At 41.2% G+C, this 21,300-nt stretch carries 17 protein-coding genes; 8 read left to right on the top strand and 9 right to left on the bottom strand.

What is annotated here, in order from left to right; translation table 11 throughout:
• Positions 1-26: 26 nt before the first annotated feature.
• The 5 genes from B3X18_RS04940 to xseA all read right to left on the bottom strand — a co-directional run bounded on the left by B3X18_RS04940 (position 27) and on the right by xseA (position 3,531).
• The gene (locus B3X18_RS04940; protein ID WP_005025977.1) at positions 27-461 is read right to left on the bottom strand and encodes a PaaI family thioesterase; all 435 of its coding nucleotides are present in this window, start codon (positions 459-461) and stop codon (positions 27-29) included.
• Between the two features lie 172 nt (positions 462-633).
• Positions 634-1,284: an SOS response-associated peptidase gene (locus B3X18_RS04935; RefSeq protein ID WP_005025974.1), complete on the bottom strand. Its 651-nt coding sequence runs from the start codon at positions 1,282-1,284 to the stop codon at positions 634-636.
• Between the two features lie 310 nt (positions 1,285-1,594).
• The gene (locus B3X18_RS04930; RefSeq protein WP_005025972.1) at positions 1,595-1,933 is read right to left on the bottom strand and encodes a hypothetical protein; all 339 of its coding nucleotides are present in this window, start codon (positions 1,931-1,933) and stop codon (positions 1,595-1,597) included.
• 145 nt (positions 1,934-2,078) lie between these two features.
• Positions 2,079-2,273: an exodeoxyribonuclease VII small subunit gene (gene xseB / locus B3X18_RS04925; RefSeq protein WP_005014193.1), complete on the bottom strand. Its 195-nt coding sequence runs from the start codon at positions 2,271-2,273 to the stop codon at positions 2,079-2,081.
• Positions 2,266-3,531 carry an exodeoxyribonuclease VII large subunit gene (gene xseA / locus B3X18_RS04920; protein ID WP_005025970.1) on the bottom strand — a complete coding sequence of 422 codons (1,266 nt, stop codon included), beginning with the start codon at positions 3,529-3,531 and terminating at the stop codon, positions 2,266-2,268. Before xseA ends, xseB begins: the two co-directional genes overlap by 8 nt.
• Before the next feature lie 290 nt (positions 3,532-3,821).
• On the opposite strand from xseA, the gene B3X18_RS04915 reads away from it, so the two are divergent.
• Positions 3,822-3,944, top strand: coding sequence for a hypothetical protein (locus B3X18_RS04915; RefSeq protein ID WP_005404932.1), 123 nt, complete (start codon positions 3,822-3,824; stop codon positions 3,942-3,944).
• 229 nt (positions 3,945-4,173) lie between these two features.
• On the opposite strand, the gene B3X18_RS04910 is transcribed toward B3X18_RS04915, so the two are convergent.
• Positions 4,174-6,567 (bottom strand): glucose/quinate/shikimate family membrane-bound PQQ-dependent dehydrogenase, encoded by a 2,394-nt coding sequence (locus B3X18_RS04910; RefSeq protein WP_005025968.1) that lies wholly within the window; start codon positions 6,565-6,567, stop codon positions 4,174-4,176.
• A gap of 102 nt (positions 6,568-6,669) precedes the next feature.
• On the bottom strand, positions 6,670-7,914 hold the full coding sequence (locus tag B3X18_RS04905) for a carbohydrate porin (protein ID WP_005025966.1): 1,245 nt from the start codon (positions 7,912-7,914) through the stop codon (positions 6,670-6,672).
• Between the two features lie 364 nt (positions 7,915-8,278).
• Between B3X18_RS04905 and B3X18_RS04900 the strand changes: the two genes are divergently transcribed.
• Entirely contained in the window at positions 8,279-8,728 is a 450-nt protein-coding gene (locus B3X18_RS04900; RefSeq protein ID WP_227548699.1) for a hypothetical protein, read from the top strand.
• A 122-nt stretch (positions 8,729-8,850) separates the two neighbouring features.
• Here B3X18_RS04900 and B3X18_RS04895 read toward each other — a convergent pair whose 3' ends face one another.
• Together B3X18_RS04895 and B3X18_RS04890 are read right to left on the bottom strand one after the other, a co-directional pair.
• Positions 8,851-9,846 carry an ABC transporter substrate-binding protein gene (locus tag B3X18_RS04895; protein WP_005025961.1) on the bottom strand — a complete coding sequence of 332 codons (996 nt, stop codon included), beginning with the start codon at positions 9,844-9,846 and terminating at the stop codon, positions 8,851-8,853.
• A gap of 3 nt (positions 9,847-9,849) precedes the next feature.
• The gene (locus B3X18_RS04890; protein ID WP_005025959.1) at positions 9,850-10,437 is read right to left on the bottom strand and encodes an ANTAR domain-containing response regulator; all 588 of its coding nucleotides are present in this window, start codon (positions 10,435-10,437) and stop codon (positions 9,850-9,852) included.
• 417 nt (positions 10,438-10,854) lie between these two features.
• Here B3X18_RS04890 and B3X18_RS04885 point away from each other — a divergent pair, with 417 nt between their 5' ends.
• From B3X18_RS04885 to moaA, 6 genes are all read left to right on the top strand, one after another.
• Positions 10,855-12,195, top strand: coding sequence for an MFS transporter (locus B3X18_RS04885; protein WP_005025957.1), 1,341 nt, complete (start codon positions 10,855-10,857; stop codon positions 12,193-12,195).
• 40 nt (positions 12,196-12,235) lie between these two features.
• Positions 12,236-14,782 carry a nitrite reductase large subunit NirB gene (gene nirB, locus B3X18_RS04880; protein ID WP_005025956.1) on the top strand — a complete coding sequence of 849 codons (2,547 nt, stop codon included), beginning with the start codon at positions 12,236-12,238 and terminating at the stop codon, positions 14,780-14,782.
• A 24-nt stretch (positions 14,783-14,806) separates the two neighbouring features.
• Positions 14,807-16,417, top strand: a complete 1,611-nt coding sequence (nirD, locus tag B3X18_RS04875) for a nitrite reductase small subunit NirD (protein WP_005025954.1) — start codon at positions 14,807-14,809, stop codon at positions 16,415-16,417.
• Between the two features lie 282 nt (positions 16,418-16,699).
• A complete protein-coding gene (locus B3X18_RS04870; protein ID WP_034671046.1) occupies positions 16,700-19,480 on the top strand; it encodes a nitrate reductase in 2,781 nt (926 codons plus the stop codon).
• Positions 19,477-20,115: a molybdenum cofactor guanylyltransferase gene (gene mobA / locus B3X18_RS04865; RefSeq protein ID WP_005025949.1), complete on the top strand. Its 639-nt coding sequence runs from the start codon at positions 19,477-19,479 to the stop codon at positions 20,113-20,115. The genes B3X18_RS04870 and mobA overlap by 4 nt, the downstream gene beginning before the upstream one ends.
• 132 nt (positions 20,116-20,247) lie before the next feature.
• Positions 20,248-21,300, top strand: a complete 1,053-nt coding sequence (moaA, locus tag B3X18_RS04860; RefSeq protein ID WP_005025946.1) for a GTP 3',8-cyclase MoaA — start codon at positions 20,248-20,250, stop codon at positions 21,298-21,300.

The following is a 21,300-nucleotide window of genomic DNA, read 5'->3' as shown; positions in this document are numbered from 1 at the left end:
TCTCAACATAAACTTCACAAAAAAATTCAAGAACGATTGGTAATCATAAGAGTAGCTGAACCAAAAGCATAAACTTTATCACTCTCATCAACTATACGAGCTTCAGACGTTAAAATATTACGTCCCGTATTAATCACATCCCCAATGGCAATATATGTTTTATCTTTCTGTAAAGGCCGAATCATTTTGACATTCAAATCCAGTGTCGCAAAACTTACTCCATTCTCAACAGTTGTATGAACTGCACCTCCAGTTGCTGTATCTAGTACTGTGGCACAAAAGCCACCATGAATTAAACCCTGTAAATTAAGATGACGTTCATCTGGTGTAACTGCATATTTAATATGACCAGGATGCACATCAATAATACGCATAGGAATAGTTTGAGCCATAGCAGCAGGACTCTTGATTTTCCCATCCTTTATGGCCATCAGAAATTCAAATCCATTTTTAAATTCCATATATTCTCCAAAATAGTTTATTTAAGTCTTTATTATATTTTGCTAAATAGAAATTAATTTCGCAATAAGAAATTTTTATATTTTATTAATAATAGTTGAGAAAGCTAACTGTTAAAGCTTAAACCAGCTGATCAAGAATATTTTTATGATCTAAGATAGAGTTATACTGCGTTTAGAATGAATTGATATTAAAATCGTGCTGTGCTGAATAGGGCATATGTTCAGCTATAAAGTCTTCAGCAGGAAAGCTGGTTAAAAAATTTTGAGCTTCTTGATGGGTAGCTTGTAACCAAGCTAGACGTAGCTCGGGTGGAATCACTACAACAGAGCGTTTTTCTTTTCCTGGCTTATGAAACTGTGACATTAATGGATGCTTCTCAGCATTTATAGTGAGCATAGACATAGAATGTATAAACTCTTTTTCAAGTTTTGTGCGCTCATAAATTGCTGCTATTGTAAAAGGTTGGCCATCTTTACGATAAATTCCCCAGCGTTGTGCTTTTCCCTCGATATAGCGAGGCTCAAAAAATACTTCAACTGGAATGAGTGCAAACTGGTCTGATTTCCACGCATGTCTGAAACTTGGTTTCTCGCTTGCAGTTTCACTCCGGGCATTAAAAGTTTTTTGTACTGTTTTTAAATCCTCTGCCCAAACCGGAACCAGACCAAATATGGCACGGCGCCATTCAGGCTGTTGTTCTGGAGCAATAATGATCGGACTCCGATCACTAGGGTAGACTTCAGCCTGATAGTCAAATGTCATTTGCGGTAAATCTAGTAAATGTGCATGTTCAGGTCGGATAGGTAAATAATTAGCACACATAATGCTCTACTATATTTATAATTTCTTATCTACTTTAAAATTACTCGAAATAGAAGAACAGCTAGCTATATAAAAAGTTGCAGTATAGATATATAAAATAAAATTTTTGCTAACCAAGACAGGTTGAGAGAAAATTATTTTTTAAAATAATAGCGAACCAGCAGAAGAAGGATGATAGTAACTATTAGCATGATAGCTGTAGTAGAATCAAAAAATTGCATAGATATTTTTACCTGATGATTATTTTTAAAGAATACCAGATGTCAGAAACTGTCTGGTATTCTACAATATAATAAATTAATTCCAAAAGTTAGCGATGATATTCCTGCTCAATGGCTGCAAGTTCTTGCGCATAATGTTCCAGTTTGTCCGATAAAATTTTTAATTCGTTATCACTGTAGTCATTATCAATAAGAGTGCGATAAATTACTTCCAGATTATCTCTCACAGATTCATTTTTATTAGAAAGTTTGGCATACCATGCTGAATCGACACCATAGTCCATCCTTTCATCATTGCCTGTGGAATGAATAAACAGGTTGCTCTGATATTCTTTATTCCCTGCATTATTCAATTTTTCCGAAATATTATAGGCACGAACCTGTAAATCTTTAATGCGGTCATGTAGTTGATTTTTAGTTATGCTCATAATTTTATTTCCTGTCATTACTCTATTCTTATTAGTGACTATGAAGACAGCTTTAGACTATTTCAATTATAAGTTGTTAAGTTTTAACAGGTCGTTAACATATCCAAGCTAAGCATATTATACTTTTGATCTCGCTAAACCATCTTCATTCTTTAAAAGTTTCTGTTAATGCCTGCTGAACTGCTTCTACACGACTTTTACAAGCCTTATAGGCTCGCATGGATTCTTCTACAATCTCCATCAGATTATCAATGTCTGGTTCTTCCTGTGTTTCCAAAAACTCGGCATTCTTTTTCAAGATCTCATAACCCTGTTTAAAGCTGAGTTCTTCATTATTCATTTTGACTTCCTTTTACAATTTCTGCCTGAATCGTACCATCCTGCAGCTCGAGCTGTATATTTTGCATAATATTTAATTGCTGTATAGAACGAATGGCCCTACCATTATGCCGGACAATTGCATAGCCCTTATTCAAAATATGTCGTGGATTTTGCAGTAAGGTCTCTTTTAATAGGCTGTCAATATGTTGTTTAGTCTGACGAACTTGCTGCTGGGCACAGTAATGGACCACATCCTTTAAAACGTCTAGGGTTTTAGCTGACTCAGAAAGTTGGCTATGAGACAAAGTTCTGATTAAACGCATATATTGATCATTTTGACTCTGATAAACCGTAAGCTGATATTGAGATAAAGCCTTAATATGCTGAAAGGTATTTTGAACCTGCTGTACGTTTTCACTGATAGTATTTCGAATTCCTGCAATAACCTTACTTGGGGTATCAAAAGAGCGATGGGCAATTTCATCCAGAATGGTCCGGTCTTTTTCATGACCGATACCTACCCATACGGGAACCGAACGTTTGCATAAAAGGGCAGCCAGTTCATAATCATTTAAATAGGCCAAATCATTTACAGCACCGCCTCCGCGAATAATTACAATTAGGTCAGGAGGGTAGTTAAAATCATTAGCCCAGTGTTTCAGAGCACTACGTAGAGCCTCTATAATACTTTTTGGAGCTGTTTGGCCCTGAAATGTAGCTGTTTGATAGATGAAATTACAGACACCATATTTTTGTAGTACATCAGCATCTTTTTTAAAGTCACCTAAACCGGCTGCCTGTTGCGGGGCAATAACCAGTACATGCTGGATATCAAATGGCGTAACAAGCTGACGGTTTCGTTCGATCAGTCCTTCCTGAGTTAACCGTTCAACCAGTTGTTGATATTGTCTGGCGATATCACCTAGGGTAAAGCTGGAATCTATATCTTCAATATTGACTGAAAACCCATATTGCGGATCAAAACGAGCCTTGACCTTAATAAGCACATTTAAGTCTTTAGACAGTTCTATTCCACTTTCACGCTCGAATTTAAGCACAATGTTTGCCGCACTAAATTTCCAGATTGTTGCCCGGCAACTAGCAATGACCTTATCGCTCTGCTGTTCTTTTTCAGCAAGTTCCAGATAATAGTGACCACCTTTAATATTTAAATTACGTATTTCTGCCCTGACCCAAACGGGCTCGTCAAAAGTCAGCTGAATAATTTCCTGTACGCCAGATAAATATTCACTTAAAGAAAGTTGTGGATCAGCCATAGGTCTCTGGTTAGAGTAAAACGTAATTAAAAAATATCAGGAATATTATAAATCATCTGTTGAATAGACGTGAGAATGGCTAAAAGATTTAAGCTTAACTATAAAAGGGACTTATATGAACATCACGCTAGTAAAACTTCTCAGATGTAACAATCAAAAGGTTATGTTATCTCTGCACAAATATTTTGTTACTTTTTATAGGACAAGAATTCTGTTTCTTTAAGAAAGCTTATAACGCACTTTGAAAAGAGTATATTGAATTTCATCATTACTGTTTAGGAGTTAAGGACATGCTTAAACAAGTATTGAAATGCTGGTTATGCTTTCATGTCTGGTCATTTACCAAACAAGATGGACATAAGCTCAAGCAATGTCATAAATGCGGAACCATTAAAGACCAGTTCGAATTCTAACTTGATGCTGTCTTTTAAAAATAAAAAGCTGAAGTAACTGATAAGGATTACTTCAGCTTTTTATTTTTCATATCTATTTAGAGAAAGATTTTTATTTAGGTATTTAATACCTAAAATGCAATTTCTAATTGCAAAAATCTTTTCTATTAATAAGCTGATTTTTTATACAGATGAAAAATTAATAGACCTCCAAGGAGGCCTATTAACTCATTATAATCTAGTGTTAATATCAGTCTGGCAAGGCATAAGCGATTAAATAATCACCCATTTTGGTTCCAAAGGAACCATGCCCACCTGCCATAATAACTACATACTGTTTGCCATTTATTGAGTAGGTCATAGGTGTAGCCTGACCACCTGCCGGTAAGCGGGCTTTCCATAGCTCATCACCATTGGAAACATTAAAGGCGCGGATATAATTATCCTGAGTACCTGCAAGGAACATCACATTACCAGCAGTTGAAATTGGCCCACCTAGCATTGGTACACCTAACTTAAATGGCGGTAATGGAATACCTGGCAGACTGTCACGGATTGTACCCACACGTTTCTTCCATGCTATCTGATGGTTATCCAGATCTACACCGGCAATATAACCCCATGCTGGCTGCTTACAAGGTAAACCTAAAGGAGAGAGGAATGCATTAATTTCTACGCCATACGGAATACCGTATTGTGGTTGAATGCCTGACTCTGTGCCTGTACCTTTTACTCCACCTTCAGGCCAGATCGGATTACCCGGACCACGTGGAATGAGTTTAGATACGAATGGCAATGCCATCGGATTCATTACAGCCACCTGACGGTCCGGATTCACAGAGATACCACCCCATTCAAACATACCAAGATTACCTGGGAATACGATGGTTCCATTTTCAGAAGGAGGTGTATAAGGGCCCTTATAGTCCAGGCTATGGAACATTACACGACACATTAGCTGGTCAAACATGGTCGCACCCCACATATCTTTATCTGTCAGATGATTTTTAGGGCGGAAGGTAAACTCGGAAATCGGTTGAGTCTTAGATACCCAATCACCTTTAGCTGCACCTTGTGGAACCGGTTCTTCATGAACAGGAACTACCGGCTGGCCAGTACGGCGATCCAGTACAAAGATATGACCGGTTTTTGTAGGTGCATAAATTGCAGGCACTATTTGACCATTTTTAGCCTTTACATCAACAAGAGTAGGCTGTGAAGGCACATCCATATCCCACAGGTCATGATGTGTAGTCTGGAATGACCAGACCAGTTTACCTGTGCTTGCATTGAGAGCTACTACGGCATTTGCATAGCGTTCCATTTGTGGTGTGCGGTGACCACCCCAAATATCTGGGGTAGAAACACCAGTTGGAATATAAACGATATCCAGTTGAGAGTCATATGCAAGAGGTGCCCAGGCATTTGGCGAGTTATGTACATATGTACCACCAGTCGTTGGCATAGCATTTGGATCGGCTGCGCCTGTATCAAATACCCAGAGCAGTTTACCTGTATTTACGTCATAGCCGCGAATAACTCCTGAAGGCTCTTTAATTGACAGGTTGTCGGTTACAGAACCTGCAATAATGATCGTACTGCCAGTTACAATAGGAGGCGAGGTTGGGTTATAGCCGCCCGGATAAGCATTTGGCATATAGAGCTGAAGGTTAACTTCACCATTTTCACCAAAATCTGTACAGCGCTGACCATTATCTGCATTAATAGCAACAAGGCGCCCATCATTAACAGGCAAGATCACCTTACGTGGACATATCGCAGAGGTAGAGGTACGGCCCTGCAGGCTTGTAGCAAACTCGGCAGTATTGTTCTGATCATAGTAAGAAACACCCCGACAGGTTAGATGCTGAAAACTTGGATCTGTTTTGAGTTTTGGATCAAAACGCCATTTTTCCTTACCTGTAGCGGGATCAAGAGCCACCAGAAACTGGTGGGTAGTACAAATATACATGTTATTGCCAACTTTAATTGGCGTCACCTGATTTGTAGTTTCTCCAGAGTCCTTGTCAGTTTTAAAGTCACGGGTCCGATAGGTCCATGCAACTTTAAGATCTTTAACATTGTCAGCATTAATCTGAGCTAGGGGAGAATAGCGCAAACCTGACTGGGTACGGCCATATGCCGGCCAGTCTTCAGGGGGTATACCAGGAAGCGCTTGCCCTTGAGCTGGCTGCTGTGCTTTTAACTCACCATGAATCTCTTGCGGGTCATTAAATATTGAATAAATCATGACTAAAATTGTCAAGGCCAGTACTGCACCCAAAGCCATGATTGCCGGCTTGCGATTTATAAAGTTGTAGGTAACCGCTGGAATTAACAACCAGAGACCAAGCAAGCCTAGAATATCCAGACGTGGTGCAAGGGCCCAAAAGTCGGTTCCAACTTCCCAGATAGCCCAGATTACAGTTCCAAGCACTAAAGCGGCATATACCAGTAATGCTGAAATTCTGCCTTTATATAGCAAGAAGGCAGTAAGTAACATAAGAACGGCAGCAATAATATAATATATCGAGCCGCCAATTGCAGCGAGCCATATACCGCCGATGAGCAATCCGATTCCGATAATTGTAAAAATGAACACGGTAATCAGATTCATTTTTGACCTTGAAGATGCACGATTCATTTTCTGTGATCTCCTCCTAGTTTTAAGTTTTTTAGTGAGTTAAGCATTTTCATCAAGATAGAACAGGGTTCATCAAATCCTTTAATCAGAATCAACATATAATTAAAAAGCAGCCTGTAGTTTTAAACCACCGACCCAGACATTTTCGCCATTCTTATAACCACCGACGTGACGGATGTACTGAATATTCGGGCGAAGAGTCAGCCAATTTGTAGCGTGAATACCGTAGTAAAGCTCGGCATCATATTCTTCGTGTTGACCGGTTTGGACCTTGTCATTCACAGAAATCCGGCCAAATGCTATAGCGAGCTGATCATCTGGGCGTTGTAAGCTAAGACCGGTATAGACCAGACCAATATTTTGCATGTTATCTATAGTATTGGTTGCATCATCATGCAGGGTAAAATTAATAAAGCCTTTTAGACCACGATTCGAATCAGGTTCAGGCTGAGTAAGTTTCTGCTGAATTACTGCCCACATTCCCTGTTTATGGCTATTTTTTATAGGGTTTTCAATTTCTTCTACATCTGCGGTACTATAATAATAACCAAGGCGGTATTCACCTGGTAACTGTTGTAAAAACGCTCTAGGCTGCCAGACCAGTTCTACAGGAATAATTGCACCTTTGGAACCATCTGTACTCAAGTTAAATCCTTTACTGCGTTTCAGATTTTCAGGGTTATATTCATATACTCCTACTTGGCCATAAAGTTCTGGCTGTACCTGGTATTTAACTCGCATGGCCCATTGACTCACAGGCCAGTTATACCACTGGTCACCCACCCAGTTACCTACCTGTGAACCACAAAAAGTAAGATTCTGGAAATCACAGTCAAAACTGTTAAAATCTTCGCCTTCACCGAATCGGCCAACTTTAATATCTAACTTCTGGTCTAAAAACTGTTTTTTTATCCATAAATCAGTCAGACGCCAAGTTTGCCCACGTCCCCAGACTTCCTGTACCGAACTCAAATGTCCTTGTAGGGCCTCATGTGTCTGCGAAAGTGAACGGCCATTCCGGTGAGTAACAGTAATCTGGGCTTCTGTATCTTCCCAACCTATAATTTTTTCCAGATCAAAATGTGCGCCTAGAGCAAACTGGTCGGTGTATTCAGTTTTATGTTTATCATTATTCTTTGCATCTATAAGGCTTGCCATTTCACCTGTATAACCCAAACTAAATTGATAGCCTTGCTGTTCAAGCTGAGTTCTGTTGCTATTCCAGTCGCCCAACATCCAGGGAGATTGCATAGAAAATGCAGGTACAGCTGCGTAGAGACCGCTTGAAGTTAGCAGACCACCCAATAAGCCAAAAAGACTTACAAAGTATTTACTTTCAGTAGGCATTATGAATATCCTGAACAATATTTGTAATTGTTAATAAAGAGAAGTATGAAACTTTCAAAAAATAAAATGTAGGTATAAGATTTTTCTATGTATTCTTTTTATATATTTAAGTTAATAAATATTAACAATTCTTAAATATTCTATAGTTGTGAGATAATAAAAGGTTTTTTATAAAAAATAAGTAGATAGACGATTTTTTATAAGCATTTAATTTTAAGTAAAAACTCTAATTTAAAATACGAAATTACAGTAAATAATGCTTAATATTTTATACAGAAGCGATATAAATTTAAAAAAAAAGCCGTACAAAATTACTTTACATTTCTTTCAGATTTATGCAAGTTTAAAAACAACTGATTAAAATATGAAGAACAATATGCAAGATATTAATGAGCCGAAAATTAATCTTCCTGAAGAGATAAAATTAGAAGACGGAACAGTTATCCCCGTCGGTGACATCAGCTATGAGGCTTCCTATCTGGATGGAACCCATGATCCGGAAAGTTTTAATGGCTATATTCTTACATTTGAAGTATCAGGAAAGGGAATGGCCGCAATTCGGATTATCCCAAGTATGACTGATCCAGATGATGCCGAGCATGGAGTCAACTATACTGAATTCACTGAAGATGATGAAGCCGGTATCGACCTTTCACCTGAAACCGCCAGCCAGATTCGAATTATACCAGCAGAAGAAGATGATCTGGTTAATGAAGATGACTACGGCGACGGAAATGAACATGATGGGGGTGTAGTACCAGAGGACTATAATAATGAGGATATTGAAGATATAAATGATATTATAAACCGATAGGTTACTGAATTATAAAATTAATCCTAGTATCTTTAAAAACGTTTCATGAGATAAAAAGTTTTGCTATAAGAACTTTTTATCTCATTTCTGATAGTGGTCAATACAACTTCCCGGAGCCAATATCAGCATTGAAGTTTGTATATACAACTTTGACCAAGTTGGTGGAAATCAGATGAATAGGAATCAAGCTGTTCCCATTTTAGCATTTTTTCAGTTAACCATATAAAATCGGCTAGTTGGGGCTGAGCAGACTCACCAATAAAGTTCTGTATAATATTTTTTATAAAATAAAATCTGTCTACATGTATCTCAGCAGAACATTGAAACCGGATAATATTGTAATGAATGAGTAGCTGCCAGATTTGCTGATAATCTTGCATCTGTTTTAATTCATATTGTGCCTTTTGAATAGCCTCGACTAAAGCGGTTAATGTATTTGGATGCTGGCTAGCCCATTCGGCCGTTACTGCCAATACTTTATCGGCGACTTTAGGAATAATGGTTTGGCTTGAAGTAATTATTTTTGAATAACCTTGTAATTCTCCTTGGGTATTCCAAGGTTCACCTGCACAAAAACCATCAATTAAGTGATTAGAAACAGCCTCAACCATATACGGCGGTGGCAGAGTCTTTAATTCAAACTGCTGGGCGACTTGTTCATCGGCCAGAGCCAGCCATTCTCTTAAACAATAATGATGAAGCGAGTATTTAAAAACCTGCGCTAATTGAATTGGACGACCCTGTAAGTAAGCCTGCACTACTTTTTGTGCAGATTGTTGTGCTGTATCACTAGAGTTAATATCCAGTTCAAAACACAGTTTCTGGCTTAAACTGATATAAGCCTGATTGGTACTTAATATTAATGGTGTTTGAAAAGGTATCCCTGACTGATCAAGACCTATTGCAGCAGCAGGTAACATTGCAGAAAGACAATGTGCAGCATCGAGAAAACCAAAAGCTAGCCGATCACGCAGACTGGCCCACGATGGTTCTTTAACCAGCTGGACATTTAAACCAGTTTCTGTAAAAAAGCCACGATGTTTGGCCCATAAAATAGCAATACAGTCCAGTAATGGTATATAGCCTAGCTGAATATCTGTTTTTTCAAGCTGTTTCATAACCTAATCCTTTAATCTGGTCTGTAATAATTGCTGTGCGTCAAGAAGCCTTCTGGCCATTTTACCCATGGTCATACGATGGCTCATGGCATTTTTTCTTAACAGGCGAAATGCATCTTCTTCACTGAGATGATGCATTTGCATGAGTAGCACTTTGGCTTTTTCAATATCCTTACGGTCAGCCAGTTTTCCTTCGGTTTCTTTTAAAGCATTAAGCAATTTTCGGTGTTTTTTAAACTGTTCAATCGAGATCTGCAAAATACTGTCAAGTTTGGCCGGATCAATCCCATCAACGATATAGGCGGTTACTCCAGCATCGATAGCACTTTTAATCGTATCCTTGTGGCTATTTTTGGTGAAAAGAACAGTAGGCAAATCAAAATGGCTGACACAGTTTTCAATAATATCTCGATGCGGATTTTGTATATCAAGCAGAATTACATCTGCGTGCAACTGCTGCAAATAAGACATATTAGAGTGGTCAATGACAAGACAGGCCACCACATCAAAATGATGTTCCAGCAGAGAAACTCTAATATATTCTGCTCGCTCCAGATCATCATCGATTAAAACTATTTTAAGCTTTGACATGCAACACTCGGGTTGTGTCTCTAACAATTATTAAAGATCTAAAGCAATTAGAATGCCAATCTGATATAAAAATTTAAGACACGATGATTAAAATTCAATGGAGAAATACAGAAAATGCAGAATAAGTGCTCTTTGCTTTAACCCTCTGCACCTTAATAATGCAATTCTTAGATTCGAACCAGTAAACTTATATAAAATTAAAACTATTAAAATCAGTTAATTGATAAAAATTAAATAAAATCAATAGAATATAAAATAATTTTTAAAATTGGCATATTAACTGCATATTACTGAATGGGTCAAAGAAGACTCTCAAAATTTGTAAGACGGCCAATGACGTCCGTTCTGATCGCATCTGGTGTGCAGCGATTCGCATAGCAGATAAGCCTATACGTTCAGTTCTGGAAGGAGATGGTGATGTCTTCAAATTTATATGAAAAGAAAGCAACAAAAATAAGTCTTTTGAATTTCAGCAGCGCAGCAATGAGAGCCTTCCATATGAGTTGGCTCGCATTTTTTGTCTGCTTCTTTGCCTGGTTTGCCTGTGCACCGCTAATGCCAGTTATTGCAGGAGAGTTTCATCTGACCAAAGACCAGATAGCCAATATTAATATTGCTGCAGTTGCAATCACCATTCTCGTAAGACTCATCGTTGGTCCTTTATGTGATAAATACGGCCCGCGCAAAACTTATACCGCATTACTCATTATTGGCAGTCTTCCAGTCTTTGGAGTAGCCTCTGCCAACAGTTATGAATCCTTTCTGTTCTTTCGTTTACTGATTGGCGCTATTGGTGCCAGCTTTGTAATTACTCAATATCACACCAGCATCATGTTTGCATCCAATGTAGTAGGTACTGCCAATGCTGCCACAGCTGGCTGGGGAAATGCCGGTGGTGGTGCAACTCAAGCCTTGATGCCCTTACTTCTAGCTGCGTTGGTGATGTTCGGTGTTGAACAGGCGATGGGCTGGAGAATTGCCTTAATTGTTCCAGGCCTGATGATGCTGATTGTCGGTGCCTTGTACTGGAAATTCACTCAGGACTGCCCACAAGGCAACTTTAAAGAACTGCGTGCAGCAGGAATTCAGGTTGGTAGCGAGAAAAAAGGTGGCATGGCAATTCTGATGCATGCTGCACGTAACTACCGTGTCTGGATTCTATTTGGCGCTTATGCGGCCTGTTTCGGTATCGAAATCTTCATTCATAACATCGTAGCCATGTACTACGTAGAAAACTTCAGCTTTGGTTTAAAAGAAGCAGGTATGACGGCCGGGATCTTCGGTCTGCTAGCCCTGTTTGCCCGTGCACTGGGTGGCATCGTTTCAGACAAAGTTGCCATCAAAAAAGGCCTGGACGGACGTACCAAAGTGCTGTTTGCCATGATCTTGATGGAAGGCTTATTCCTGATTTTATTCTCGCAAATGAACAGTGCCATGCTGGCCATTATCACAATGACTGTCTTTGCATTATTTACCCATATGGCATGTGGTGCAACATATGCGCTGGTGCCATTTATTGACCGTGATGCTTTAGGCGGTGTGGCCGGCATTATCGGTGCAGGCGGTAACGTGGGTGCGGTCGCAGCAGGATTCTTACTCAAAGGCATGCTGGATATTCAAACCTGTCTGATGGCACTTGGCGGCCTGGTCGTGATTGCAGCAAGTTTTGTTCTGATGATTCGCTTCTCGGTTGAGCATAAGGCCAAAGAGCAAAAGCTATATGAAGAAGCTGTTCTTGAACGAAACAACCTGGCTTAAAACACAAGATACAAGATTTAGAAAATTTAGGAGAAGGAATATGAAACTGGTAATGATTGGCCATGGCATGGTAGGACACAAATTTATTGAATCTGTGCTTGAGCATACGGGTGATGACGTTGAAATCACGATTCTGGCAGAAGAGCCGCATCTGGCGTATGACCGTGTTCACTTAACAGAATATTTTAGCGGTAAATCAGCCAAGGATTTAACCCTTTGCCGTACAGACTTCGCCGATGCTTATGGAATTGATCTACGTTTAAGCACTAAAGCCACTGCGATTGATACAATTAGTAAAACAGTGACTACCAATCATGGCGATGTGATTGCGTATGACAAACTGGTTTTAGCCACTGGCTCTTATGCTTTTGTTCCACCAATTCCGGGTAATGATCGTGAAAATTGCTTTGTTTACCGTACTATTGAAGATCTGGATGCCATTCGTGCAGCCAGCCTGAATTCAAAAACCGGTGTAGTAATTGGTGGTGGTCTGTTAGGTCTGGAAGCAGCTAAGGCACTACGTGACCTGAATCTGGAAACGCATGTGGTTGAATTTGCACCACGCCTAATGGCAGTACAGATTGATGATCTTGGCGGTAAAGTATTACGCAGCAAAATCGAAGATCTGGGCGTTAAAGTCCATACCCAAAAAGCCACCTCGTCTATTGAAGATGGTGTCAATGCCAAGCACGTGATGAAGTTTGGTGATGGTGCTGAGCTGGAAACCGACATCATTCTGTTCTCTGCAGGGATCCGTCCACGTGATGAGCTGGCACGTCAAAGCGGACTGGCAATCGGTGAGCGTGGCGGGATCATGATCAATGATTATTGCCAAACTTCCAATCCAGACATTTACGCGATTGGTGAATGTGCGCTGTGGAATAACAAGATTTTTGGTCTGGTTGCACCAGGCTATGACATGGCACGTATTGCTGCGAAACATGTACTACAAGAAGAATGTGCAGCATTTGCTGGCGCAGACATGAGCACCAAGCTGAAACTGATGGGTGTGGATGTTGCATCAGTTGGCGATGCACATGCCATGACACCAGGTTCACTGAGCTATTTCTATGCCGATGAAGCGGCACAGATCTACAAGAAAATTGTGGTTAATGCAGAAAAAACCAAACTGCTCGGTGCAGTGCTGGTCGGTTGTGCCAAAGAATATAACGACCTGCTGCAAATGATGCTAAATGGTCTGGAAATCCCGGAAAATCCGGAAAGCCTGATCATGCCGGGCTTTGATCAAGCGACTGCAAAAGCAGGCGGTAGCGGTGTAGACCTGCTCCCAGACAGCGCAACGATCTGTTCATGTAATAACGTATCTAAAGCGGATATCTGTTCAGCGATTGCCGATGGTTCAACTTCACTAGGCGCTCTGAAAAAATGCACCAAAGCAGCTACTGCATGTGGTGGTTGTGCACCTTTAGTCACTCAAGTATTGAAGTCTGAACTGCAACGCCAAGGCGTGACAGTGAATAACCATCTGTGTGAACACTTTGCTTATTCACGCCAAGAGCTGTATCACCTGGTGCGCGTCAATGAGATCAAAACTTTTGATGACCTGATCCAGCAACATGGTCATGGTCTGGGCTGTGATATCTGTAAGCCAACAGTGGCCAATATTCTTGCATCTTGCTGGAACGACTTTGTCCTGAAACCAATCCATGCCGGCCTGCAAGACAGTAACGACTACTACCTCGGTAACATTCAAAAAGATGGTACTTACTCTGTCGTTCCTCGTATGGCAGGTGGTGAAGTCACTCCAGATGGTCTGATCGTAATTGGTCAAATTGCTAAAGAATATGGTCTGTACACCAAATTGACTGGCGGCCAGCGTGTCGATATGTTTGGTGCGCAACTGCATCAATTACCAGAAATCTGGGAAAAACTGATCAATGCCGGTTTTGAATCGGGGCATGCTTACGGTAAATCGCTGCGTACCGTGAAATCTTGTGTGGGTAGCACCTGGTGCCGCTATGGTGTGGATGATTCTGTGGGCTTGGCGATCTATCTGGAAAACCGCTACAAGGGCTTACGTTCTCCGCATAAACTGAAAATGGCGGTATCTGGCTGTACCCGTGAATGTGCCGAAGCACAAAGCAAAGACGTGGGTGTGATTGCCACTGAAAAAGGATGGAACCTGTATGTTTGCGGTAACGGCGGTATGAAACCGCGTCATGCTGAACTACTAGCATCAGATCTGGATACACAAACTTTAGTTCGCTATATCGACCGTTTCTTCATGTTCTATATCCAGACGGCTGATCGTCTGCAACGTACTTCAGTATGGCGCGACAATCTCGAAGGTGGCCTGGATTATCTGAAAGATGTCGTTGTGAATGACTCACTGGGTCTGGCAACAGAACTCGAGCGTCGTATGGAGCATGTGGTGGGCACTTATCAGGATGAATGGCGTACTGCAGTTGAAGATCCAGAAGTCCGTAAACGTTTCAAAACCTTTATTAATGCCAAGGCTGAACAGCAAAACGACTCACATATCCAGTTTACAGAAGTTCGTGGCCAGATTCGTCCAAAAACAAAAGCTGAACGTGATGCAAACCGTATTGCAGTAGTGGAAGCCTGATTCAAATAACAAAGGAGCAAGAAGATGACTATTTTTAAAGACATGAATGAACTAAATTGGGTAGAAGTGTGTGCACTGGACGACATCACCCCAAATACTGGTGTAGCAGCATTAGTAGAAGATCAATCAATTGCGATCTTCCGTGTAGGATCAGAAAAACGAGTATATGCGCTGAGTAACCAGGACCCATTTAGTAAGGCTTTTGTGATGTCACGCGGCATCATTGGTGATTTACAAGGTGAGCGCGTCGTCGCTTCACCCATTTATAAGCAGCATTTCAGCCTGGCGACGGGCCGCTGTCTGGAAGATAAAGACCAGAAGCTCCTGGTATTTCCAAGCAAAATTGAAAATGGCAAGATATCCATTAGCCCTGTGCCACAAAAAACCTATATTACCAATAACGGTGTTTCACCTGAAAAAATGAAGCTGGTACTGGTCGGTAACGGTCTGGCGGGCATGCGTTGTCTGGAAGACGTGCTGGATATGGCGCCAGACCGTTATGAAGTTACCGTGATTGGCGAAGAACCGTGGGGCAACTACAACCGTATTATGCTATCACCTGTACTTTCGGGTGAGAAAACCATTGATGACATCATGCTGCATCCGCATGCCTGGTATGCCGACAAAGGTATTCGCCTGATTGCCGGTGATCCGGCAGTCCGCATTGACCGTCCGCGTAAGCATGTGTATACCGAAAAAGGTGAAGTAATCAGTTATGACCGCCTGATTCTTGCCACCGGTTCTAAACCATTCGTTCCACCAATTCCAGGTAGTGATTTAAAAGGCGTACTCAGTTTCCGTAATATTTATGACGTCAACCAGATGCTGGCCTATTGCAAGACTAAAAAAAATGCGGTAGTCATCGGCGGTGGTTTGCTGGGTCTAGAAGCGGCGTATGGCCTGAAACAGCAAGGCATGAATGTCACAGTATTGCATCTGATGGATCGCATCATGGACTGTCAGTTAGATATCAAAGCCAGCCAGATGCTAAAAACAGCAATTGAGCAGAAGGGCATTAAAGTCCTAACTGAAGCCAATACTGAATGTCTGATCGGTGAAGATGGTCATGTCACTCAGGTAAAACTCAAAGATGGTACTGTGCTGGATGTTGATCTGGTGGTATTCGCTGTGGGGATTCGTCCCAACATAAGCTTGGCGCAAAGTGCAGGTCTGCGGTGCAACCGCGGTGTATTGGTGAATGACACCATGCAGACTTTTGATCCGAGTATTTATGCTGTAGGTGAATGTATCGAGCACCGTGGTCAAACCTTTGGCCTGGTTGAACCCCTATGGGGCCAGGCATTCATTTGTGCATCGCATCTGGCCGGGCATGGCATCCTGATTTTCAAAGCGCCAACAGTTCCAACTCAACTTAAAGTCAGTGGTTGTGATGTGTTCTCGGCAGGTGACTTTGAACCGAAAGAAGATTTTGAAGATATCGTGCTCAATGACGAAAAACGTCAGATCTACAAGCGCATTATTATTCAAAAGGATAAAGTGATTGGTGCAGTGTTGTTTGGCGACACTGAAGACGGCGCATGGTATGCGGAACTAATTGCAGATCAAACCCCAATTACAAATATTCGCAACAAGCTGCTTTTTGGTCGGGATTTTGCATTAAAGAAAGCAGGTTGAAAAATCAATTTGTCATGGAAAAAAACAGGATATGCAGAAACGTTATCCGCAACTGTTTAAGCCAAGACAACATAAGAAAATGAATGTTCCTGCAAGTTTTTTGATAAATAATGAATTAAGACGAGTTTTACGGATGACAATAGTTTTGCCTACTTTTCCCGAAAGAAAAATAGGTCGAACCGAATGTTCATTCAGAAAAATGAGTCGAATTGAAAAGACACCGTTGTAATGAACCCCTTTTAAAAGAATTAAATGGCCCGTTACAAAACTTAAGGAGCATCCATGAACAGTATTCCCATTGTGGAACTTGAAAGCTCTACAGACTTAAAAACAATAACTACGCAAACGACCTGTCCATACTGCGGCGTGGGCTGTGGAGTAACGGCACATGTGACGCCAACACCATCAGGACTGAAAGTAGCGATAGAAGGCGATGTCAATCATCCTACTAATTATGGCAAGCTCTGCATTAAAGGCAGTAATCTGGCAGATACTTTGGGACTGGAAACCCGTGTCCTAGAACCGATAATCGGGCGTAAAGATCAGCAAGAAATCACTAGCTGGGATACTGCGACTTCTATTATTGCCAAAAAATTCCAGCAATGTATCGATCAGTATGGACGCGACAGTATTGCCTTCTATGTATCGGGCCAATTACTAACTGAAGACTATTATGTCGTCAACAAATTTGTTAAAGGCTACTTTGGTACAGCTAATATCGATACCAACTCACGACTTTGCATGTCATCGGCAGTTGCCGCGCATAAGCGCGTCTTTGGTGAGGATATTGTCCCTGCAAGTTATGAGGATTTTGAACATACCGATATGGTAGTACTAGTGGGTTCCAATACTGCATGGTGCCATCCGGTGCTGTACCAGCGCATTATGAAAGCCAAAGAACAGCGTAACCTGTTTGTAGTCGTAGTTGATCCCCGCTTTACCAGCACCTGTGAAGCTGCGGACTTGCATTTGCCGATTTTACCCGGACAAGATGTGGCACTGTTTAATGGTTTATTGCAGTATCTCTGGAAAAATGGTCACACAGACCAGAAATTTATTGCTCAATATACACAAGGCCTAGAACAGACTTTAGTACAGAGTGAAACTGAATCTTCCATTGAAGCAGTGGCTCAGCGTACTGGCATTACTGCTGATAAACTGCGAAACTTTTATGAGAAATTTGCCCAAACTGAAAAAGTTATGACCTTATTTTCAATGGGAGTTAATCAGTCTTCTCAAGGAGTAAACAAGGCTAATAGTATTAGCAACTGCCATTTATTGACGGGGAAAATTGGCAAACTGGGTGCCGCACCATTTTCTATGACCGGACAGCCGAATGCGATGGGCGGGCGTGAAGTGGGTGGACTGGCCAACATGCTGGCAGCCCATCTGGAGCTGGAAAATGAAAGCCATCAGCAACTGGTGCAAAATTTCTGGCAAAGCCCCTATATTGCCAAGCAGGCAGGGCTAAAAGCCGTTGATTTATTTCAGGCAGTTGAAAGCGGCAAGATTAAAGCAATCTGGATCATGGCGACCAATCCAGTTGTGAGCATGCCGGATGCCGATCAGGTCAAACGAGCTCTGGAAAAATGTGACTTTGTGGTGGTGTCGGATATTTGCCAAAATACGGATACCAGTCAATATGCCGATGTCTTGTTACCTGCACTTGGTTGGGGAGAAAAAGATGGCACCGTAACCAATTCGGAACGTCGTATTTCCAGACAGCGTGCTTTTTTAGATATACCAGGACAAGCCAAAGCTGACTGGTGGGCCATCAGTCAGGTGGCTCAAAAAATGGGATTTAGTGGTTTTGATTTTAATAATAGCCATGACATTTTTCTGGAACATGCCCGATTATCTGCCGAACAAAATTCTCATTTAAGTCAGCGATCTGAAACACCATATTTCCGTTATTTCAATTTAAAGGGTTTAACCGATTTAAGCTTGGCTGAGTACAATGAGCTAAAACCAGTGCAGTGGCCAGTGTGGAGCAAAGATCAGGCGGATCATCTAGTCACTCGACTATATAGCCAAGGTCAGTTTAGCCATGCCGATGGCAAAGCTAAATTTATTGCGGTCTCTGCAGTAGATCCATTTTATCCAATCTGTAGTGAATTTCCTTTAATTTTAAATACTGGCCGGATCCGAGATCAATGGCATACCATGAGCCGTACCGGACTCTCTGCCAATTTAAGTACACACCGTGCTGAACCGTATTGTGAAATCCATCCGCATGATGCCTTGAAATACGGGATTAAAGATGACGAGCTGGTAGAAGTTAAATCCAGATGGGGAAATTGTGTTTTACGTGCAATGGTCAGTGACAATATTCGCCGTGGACAGGTCTTTGCACCGATTCACTGGAATGACCAGGTGGCCTCTGACGCCAGGATCGGCAAGATCGTGAATCCGGTAGTCGATGCTATTTCCGGTGAGCCAGAATTTAAACACACACCAGTGCTCATACAACCCTTTCATATTCAGTGGCAAGGCGTATTTTATGTACGTCAGGGTTTTGAAAAAACCGTGCAATCGTCTATTGAAAATATGGTTTGGTGGGTAAAGATCACCACCACCAAAGCTCTCCGTTATGAACTGGCAGATCGTCAAAAATTCGCTCATACTACTGAGCATTTAAAAGAATTATTCCCATTTCAGGATGAAAGTTTTGAATGGCTAAATCTTGAAGATCAAACTGCTCACATCAGCCATACTGTAGTACTGAAAGAAGGTCACTTAATTGCCAGCCTGTATATTGCACCGAAGGCTTTATTACCAGACCGGGACTGGATAGCCAACCTGTTTAAACGTGAACGTTTAAGTGCCATGCATCGTAAAGCCTTACTCGCCGGGCAGCCAATGTCCATGGTGAATAATGAAGGTCCCTTGGTGTGTAGCTGTTTTAAAGTCGGTAAAAACCGCATTATTGAAACCATTAAAACTAAAAATATTACAGATGAGAAACAGATAACTGCATGTTTAAAAGCTGGAGGAAATTGCGGTTCATGTCTGCCTGAAATCCGTGGTCTGATTAAAGCATGCCAAATGGAGGCGGTAGAATGAAAAAAGGGAGCAAGAGAGAAAATAATAAAACAGTTTATCCGCGTACTGATCTGGTGATACTAGCCGGTGGACAGGCCAGACGGATGAATGGCATCAACAAACTGTTGCAGAAATTTGATGAACAGATTCAGCTGATTAAAATTTATCAACAACTGAAACCAAATATTGCACAGGTCTGGATCAATAGTCATCGTGACTATTCCATTTATCAAAAAATTATTCCAAATATTTATTATTATCAGGATGATGAGACCGGTTTTCAGGGGCCATTAATGGGCATGAAAAGTGCTTGGTCGCATGTGCAATCAGACTATGTGCTATTTGTACCCTGCGATGTAACCTATATCCCATCCAAAGTACTGCTCAAGCTACATGTGGCTCTAGCTAAAAATAATCTGGCAGAAGTCGCTTATGTCGAAATCAATGGTAAGCCACTTTATCCATTTTGTCTGGTCAAGCGCAGCAGCTTGGTAACCCTGAATTTACATATTGAACAAGAACAGCGCAGTCTTAAACACTGTTTTAGTAATTTGCACGCTCAAGTCGCATGTTTTAAAAACCCTGCCCTATTTTTTCACAGTATTAATTCGCTGGATGAGCTGCAACAGTATCAGCAGCTCAAATTTCTGCACTGAAACTGAATATTTTTCTTTTAGCGTAAAGTTGGAACACTTATTGCAAACCTGATTATTACAAGATTGAGCAATGCAGGTATCAAGCATGCAGATGCGCATAACCAGCCCGCAGTCTGAAGATGGATATTCAACATGAAGACGATGACACAGCTTGAAAACGTTGCATTATTTGTCGACCAGTTTGGCCGCAGCAAGCGCAAGCTACGTATTTCAGTGACTGATCGCTGCAATTTTAAGTGTGTCTACTGTATGCCAGAACATCCTGAATGGATGAAAAAACACGACCTGCTCAGTTTTGAAGAGTTATATCAATTCTGTGATTTTATGGTTCGTCATGGTATAGAGGCTATCCGCATTACTGGTGGTGAACCCTTAATGCAGCAGGGAGTAGTGCATTTCGTTGAACAGCTTCAAGCTCTGAGAAAGTTTGGACTAAAGCGTATTTCGATGACCACTAATGGACACTACCTCAAGCAATATGCAGATAGTTTAAAACAGGCCGGGCTGGATGATTTGAATATCAGTCTGGATAGCTTAAATAATGAGCAGTTCAAGCAGCTGACCCAAAAAGATTTGGCACCCGTTTTGGAAGGGTTTCATGCAGCCAAAGCTGCTGGTTTACCAATCAGGATCAATTGTGTATTGATGAACGGAATCAATGACAATCAAATTCTGCCTTTGGCACGCTGGTCGGTTCAGCAAAAAATTATGCTGCGTTTTATTGAGTTTATGCCCCTGGATGGGGATAGAAAATGGTCTACGGAACATGTGGTCAGTGAAAAATACATTTTAGAAACCTTGGCGACTGAATTTACTCTCACTGAAAAAAACAATGACTCTGCACAGTCAGGTTCGGAACCTGCAAGACAGTATTTAATTGATGGCCATCCGATTGGAATTATCTCGACCATTACCAATTCATTTTGTGGCAGCTGTGACCGGTTACGGTTGACAGCACAAGGTGAATTTTATAACTGCCTGTTTGCACCACAAGGTTTGAATATTAAAAATGAAATCCGCTCTCTGGGCTCTTCTTTACCTTTGGGTGAAGTGAATTTATACAGCATTTTATCTCCATACATCTGGAACAAAGAACAAGGCTTTTACGCTATAGCACAGCGTTTAAAAAGTCAGAATATGAACCAAAACAGCCGCAAGATTAGCATGCATATGATAGGAGGCTAA

Origin of the sequence: Acinetobacter sp. UBA6571, from assembly GCF_002434085.1 — a bacterium.
In the GTDB taxonomy this organism is placed as follows: domain Bacteria; phylum Pseudomonadota; class Gammaproteobacteria; order Pseudomonadales; family Moraxellaceae; genus Acinetobacter; species Acinetobacter radioresistens.
This window is presented reverse-complemented; position numbering and strand designations above follow the sequence as displayed.

What these genes read in the sequence shown, in the direction of transcription:
- moaA (WP_005025946.1), top strand. Translation starts at nt 20,248, where the DNA reads ATGAAGACGATGACACAGCTTGAAAACGTTGCATTATTTGTCGACCAG.
- B3X18_RS04910 (WP_005025968.1), bottom strand. Translation starts at nt 6,567, where the DNA reads ATGAATCGTGCATCTTCAAGGTCAAAAATGAATCTGATTACCGTGTTC.
- B3X18_RS04870 (WP_034671046.1), top strand. Translation starts at nt 16,700, where the DNA reads ATGAACAGTATTCCCATTGTGGAACTTGAAAGCTCTACAGACTTAAAA.
- B3X18_RS04895 (WP_005025961.1), bottom strand. Translation starts at nt 9,846, where the DNA reads ATGAAACAGCTTGAAAAAACAGATATTCAGCTAGGCTATATACCATTA.
- B3X18_RS04890 (WP_005025959.1), bottom strand. Translation starts at nt 10,437, where the DNA reads ATGTCAAAGCTTAAAATAGTTTTAATCGATGATGATCTGGAGCGAGCA.
- B3X18_RS04935 (WP_005025974.1), bottom strand. Translation starts at nt 1,284, where the DNA reads ATGTGTGCTAATTATTTACCTATCCGACCTGAACATGCACATTTACTA.
- xseA (WP_005025970.1), bottom strand. Translation starts at nt 3,531, where the DNA reads ATGGCTGATCCACAACTTTCTTTAAGTGAATATTTATCTGGCGTACAG.
- xseB (WP_005014193.1), bottom strand. Translation starts at nt 2,273, where the DNA reads ATGAATAATGAAGAACTCAGCTTTAAACAGGGTTATGAGATCTTGAAA.
- nirD (WP_005025954.1), top strand. Translation starts at nt 14,807, where the DNA reads ATGACTATTTTTAAAGACATGAATGAACTAAATTGGGTAGAAGTGTGT.
- mobA (WP_005025949.1), top strand. Translation starts at nt 19,477, where the DNA reads ATGAAAAAAGGGAGCAAGAGAGAAAATAATAAAACAGTTTATCCGCGT.
- B3X18_RS04885 (WP_005025957.1), top strand. Translation starts at nt 10,855, where the DNA reads ATGTCTTCAAATTTATATGAAAAGAAAGCAACAAAAATAAGTCTTTTG.
- nirB (WP_005025956.1), top strand. Translation starts at nt 12,236, where the DNA reads ATGAAACTGGTAATGATTGGCCATGGCATGGTAGGACACAAATTTATT.
- B3X18_RS04915 (WP_005404932.1), top strand. Translation starts at nt 3,822, where the DNA reads ATGCTTAAACAAGTATTGAAATGCTGGTTATGCTTTCATGTCTGGTCA.
- B3X18_RS04905 (WP_005025966.1), bottom strand. Translation starts at nt 7,914, where the DNA reads ATGCCTACTGAAAGTAAATACTTTGTAAGTCTTTTTGGCTTATTGGGT.
- B3X18_RS04900 (WP_227548699.1), top strand. Translation starts at nt 8,279, where the DNA reads ATGAAGAACAATATGCAAGATATTAATGAGCCGAAAATTAATCTTCCT.
- B3X18_RS04940 (WP_005025977.1), bottom strand. Translation starts at nt 461, where the DNA reads ATGGAATTTAAAAATGGATTTGAATTTCTGATGGCCATAAAGGATGGG.
- B3X18_RS04930 (WP_005025972.1), bottom strand. Translation starts at nt 1,933, where the DNA reads ATGAGCATAACTAAAAATCAACTACATGACCGCATTAAAGATTTACAG.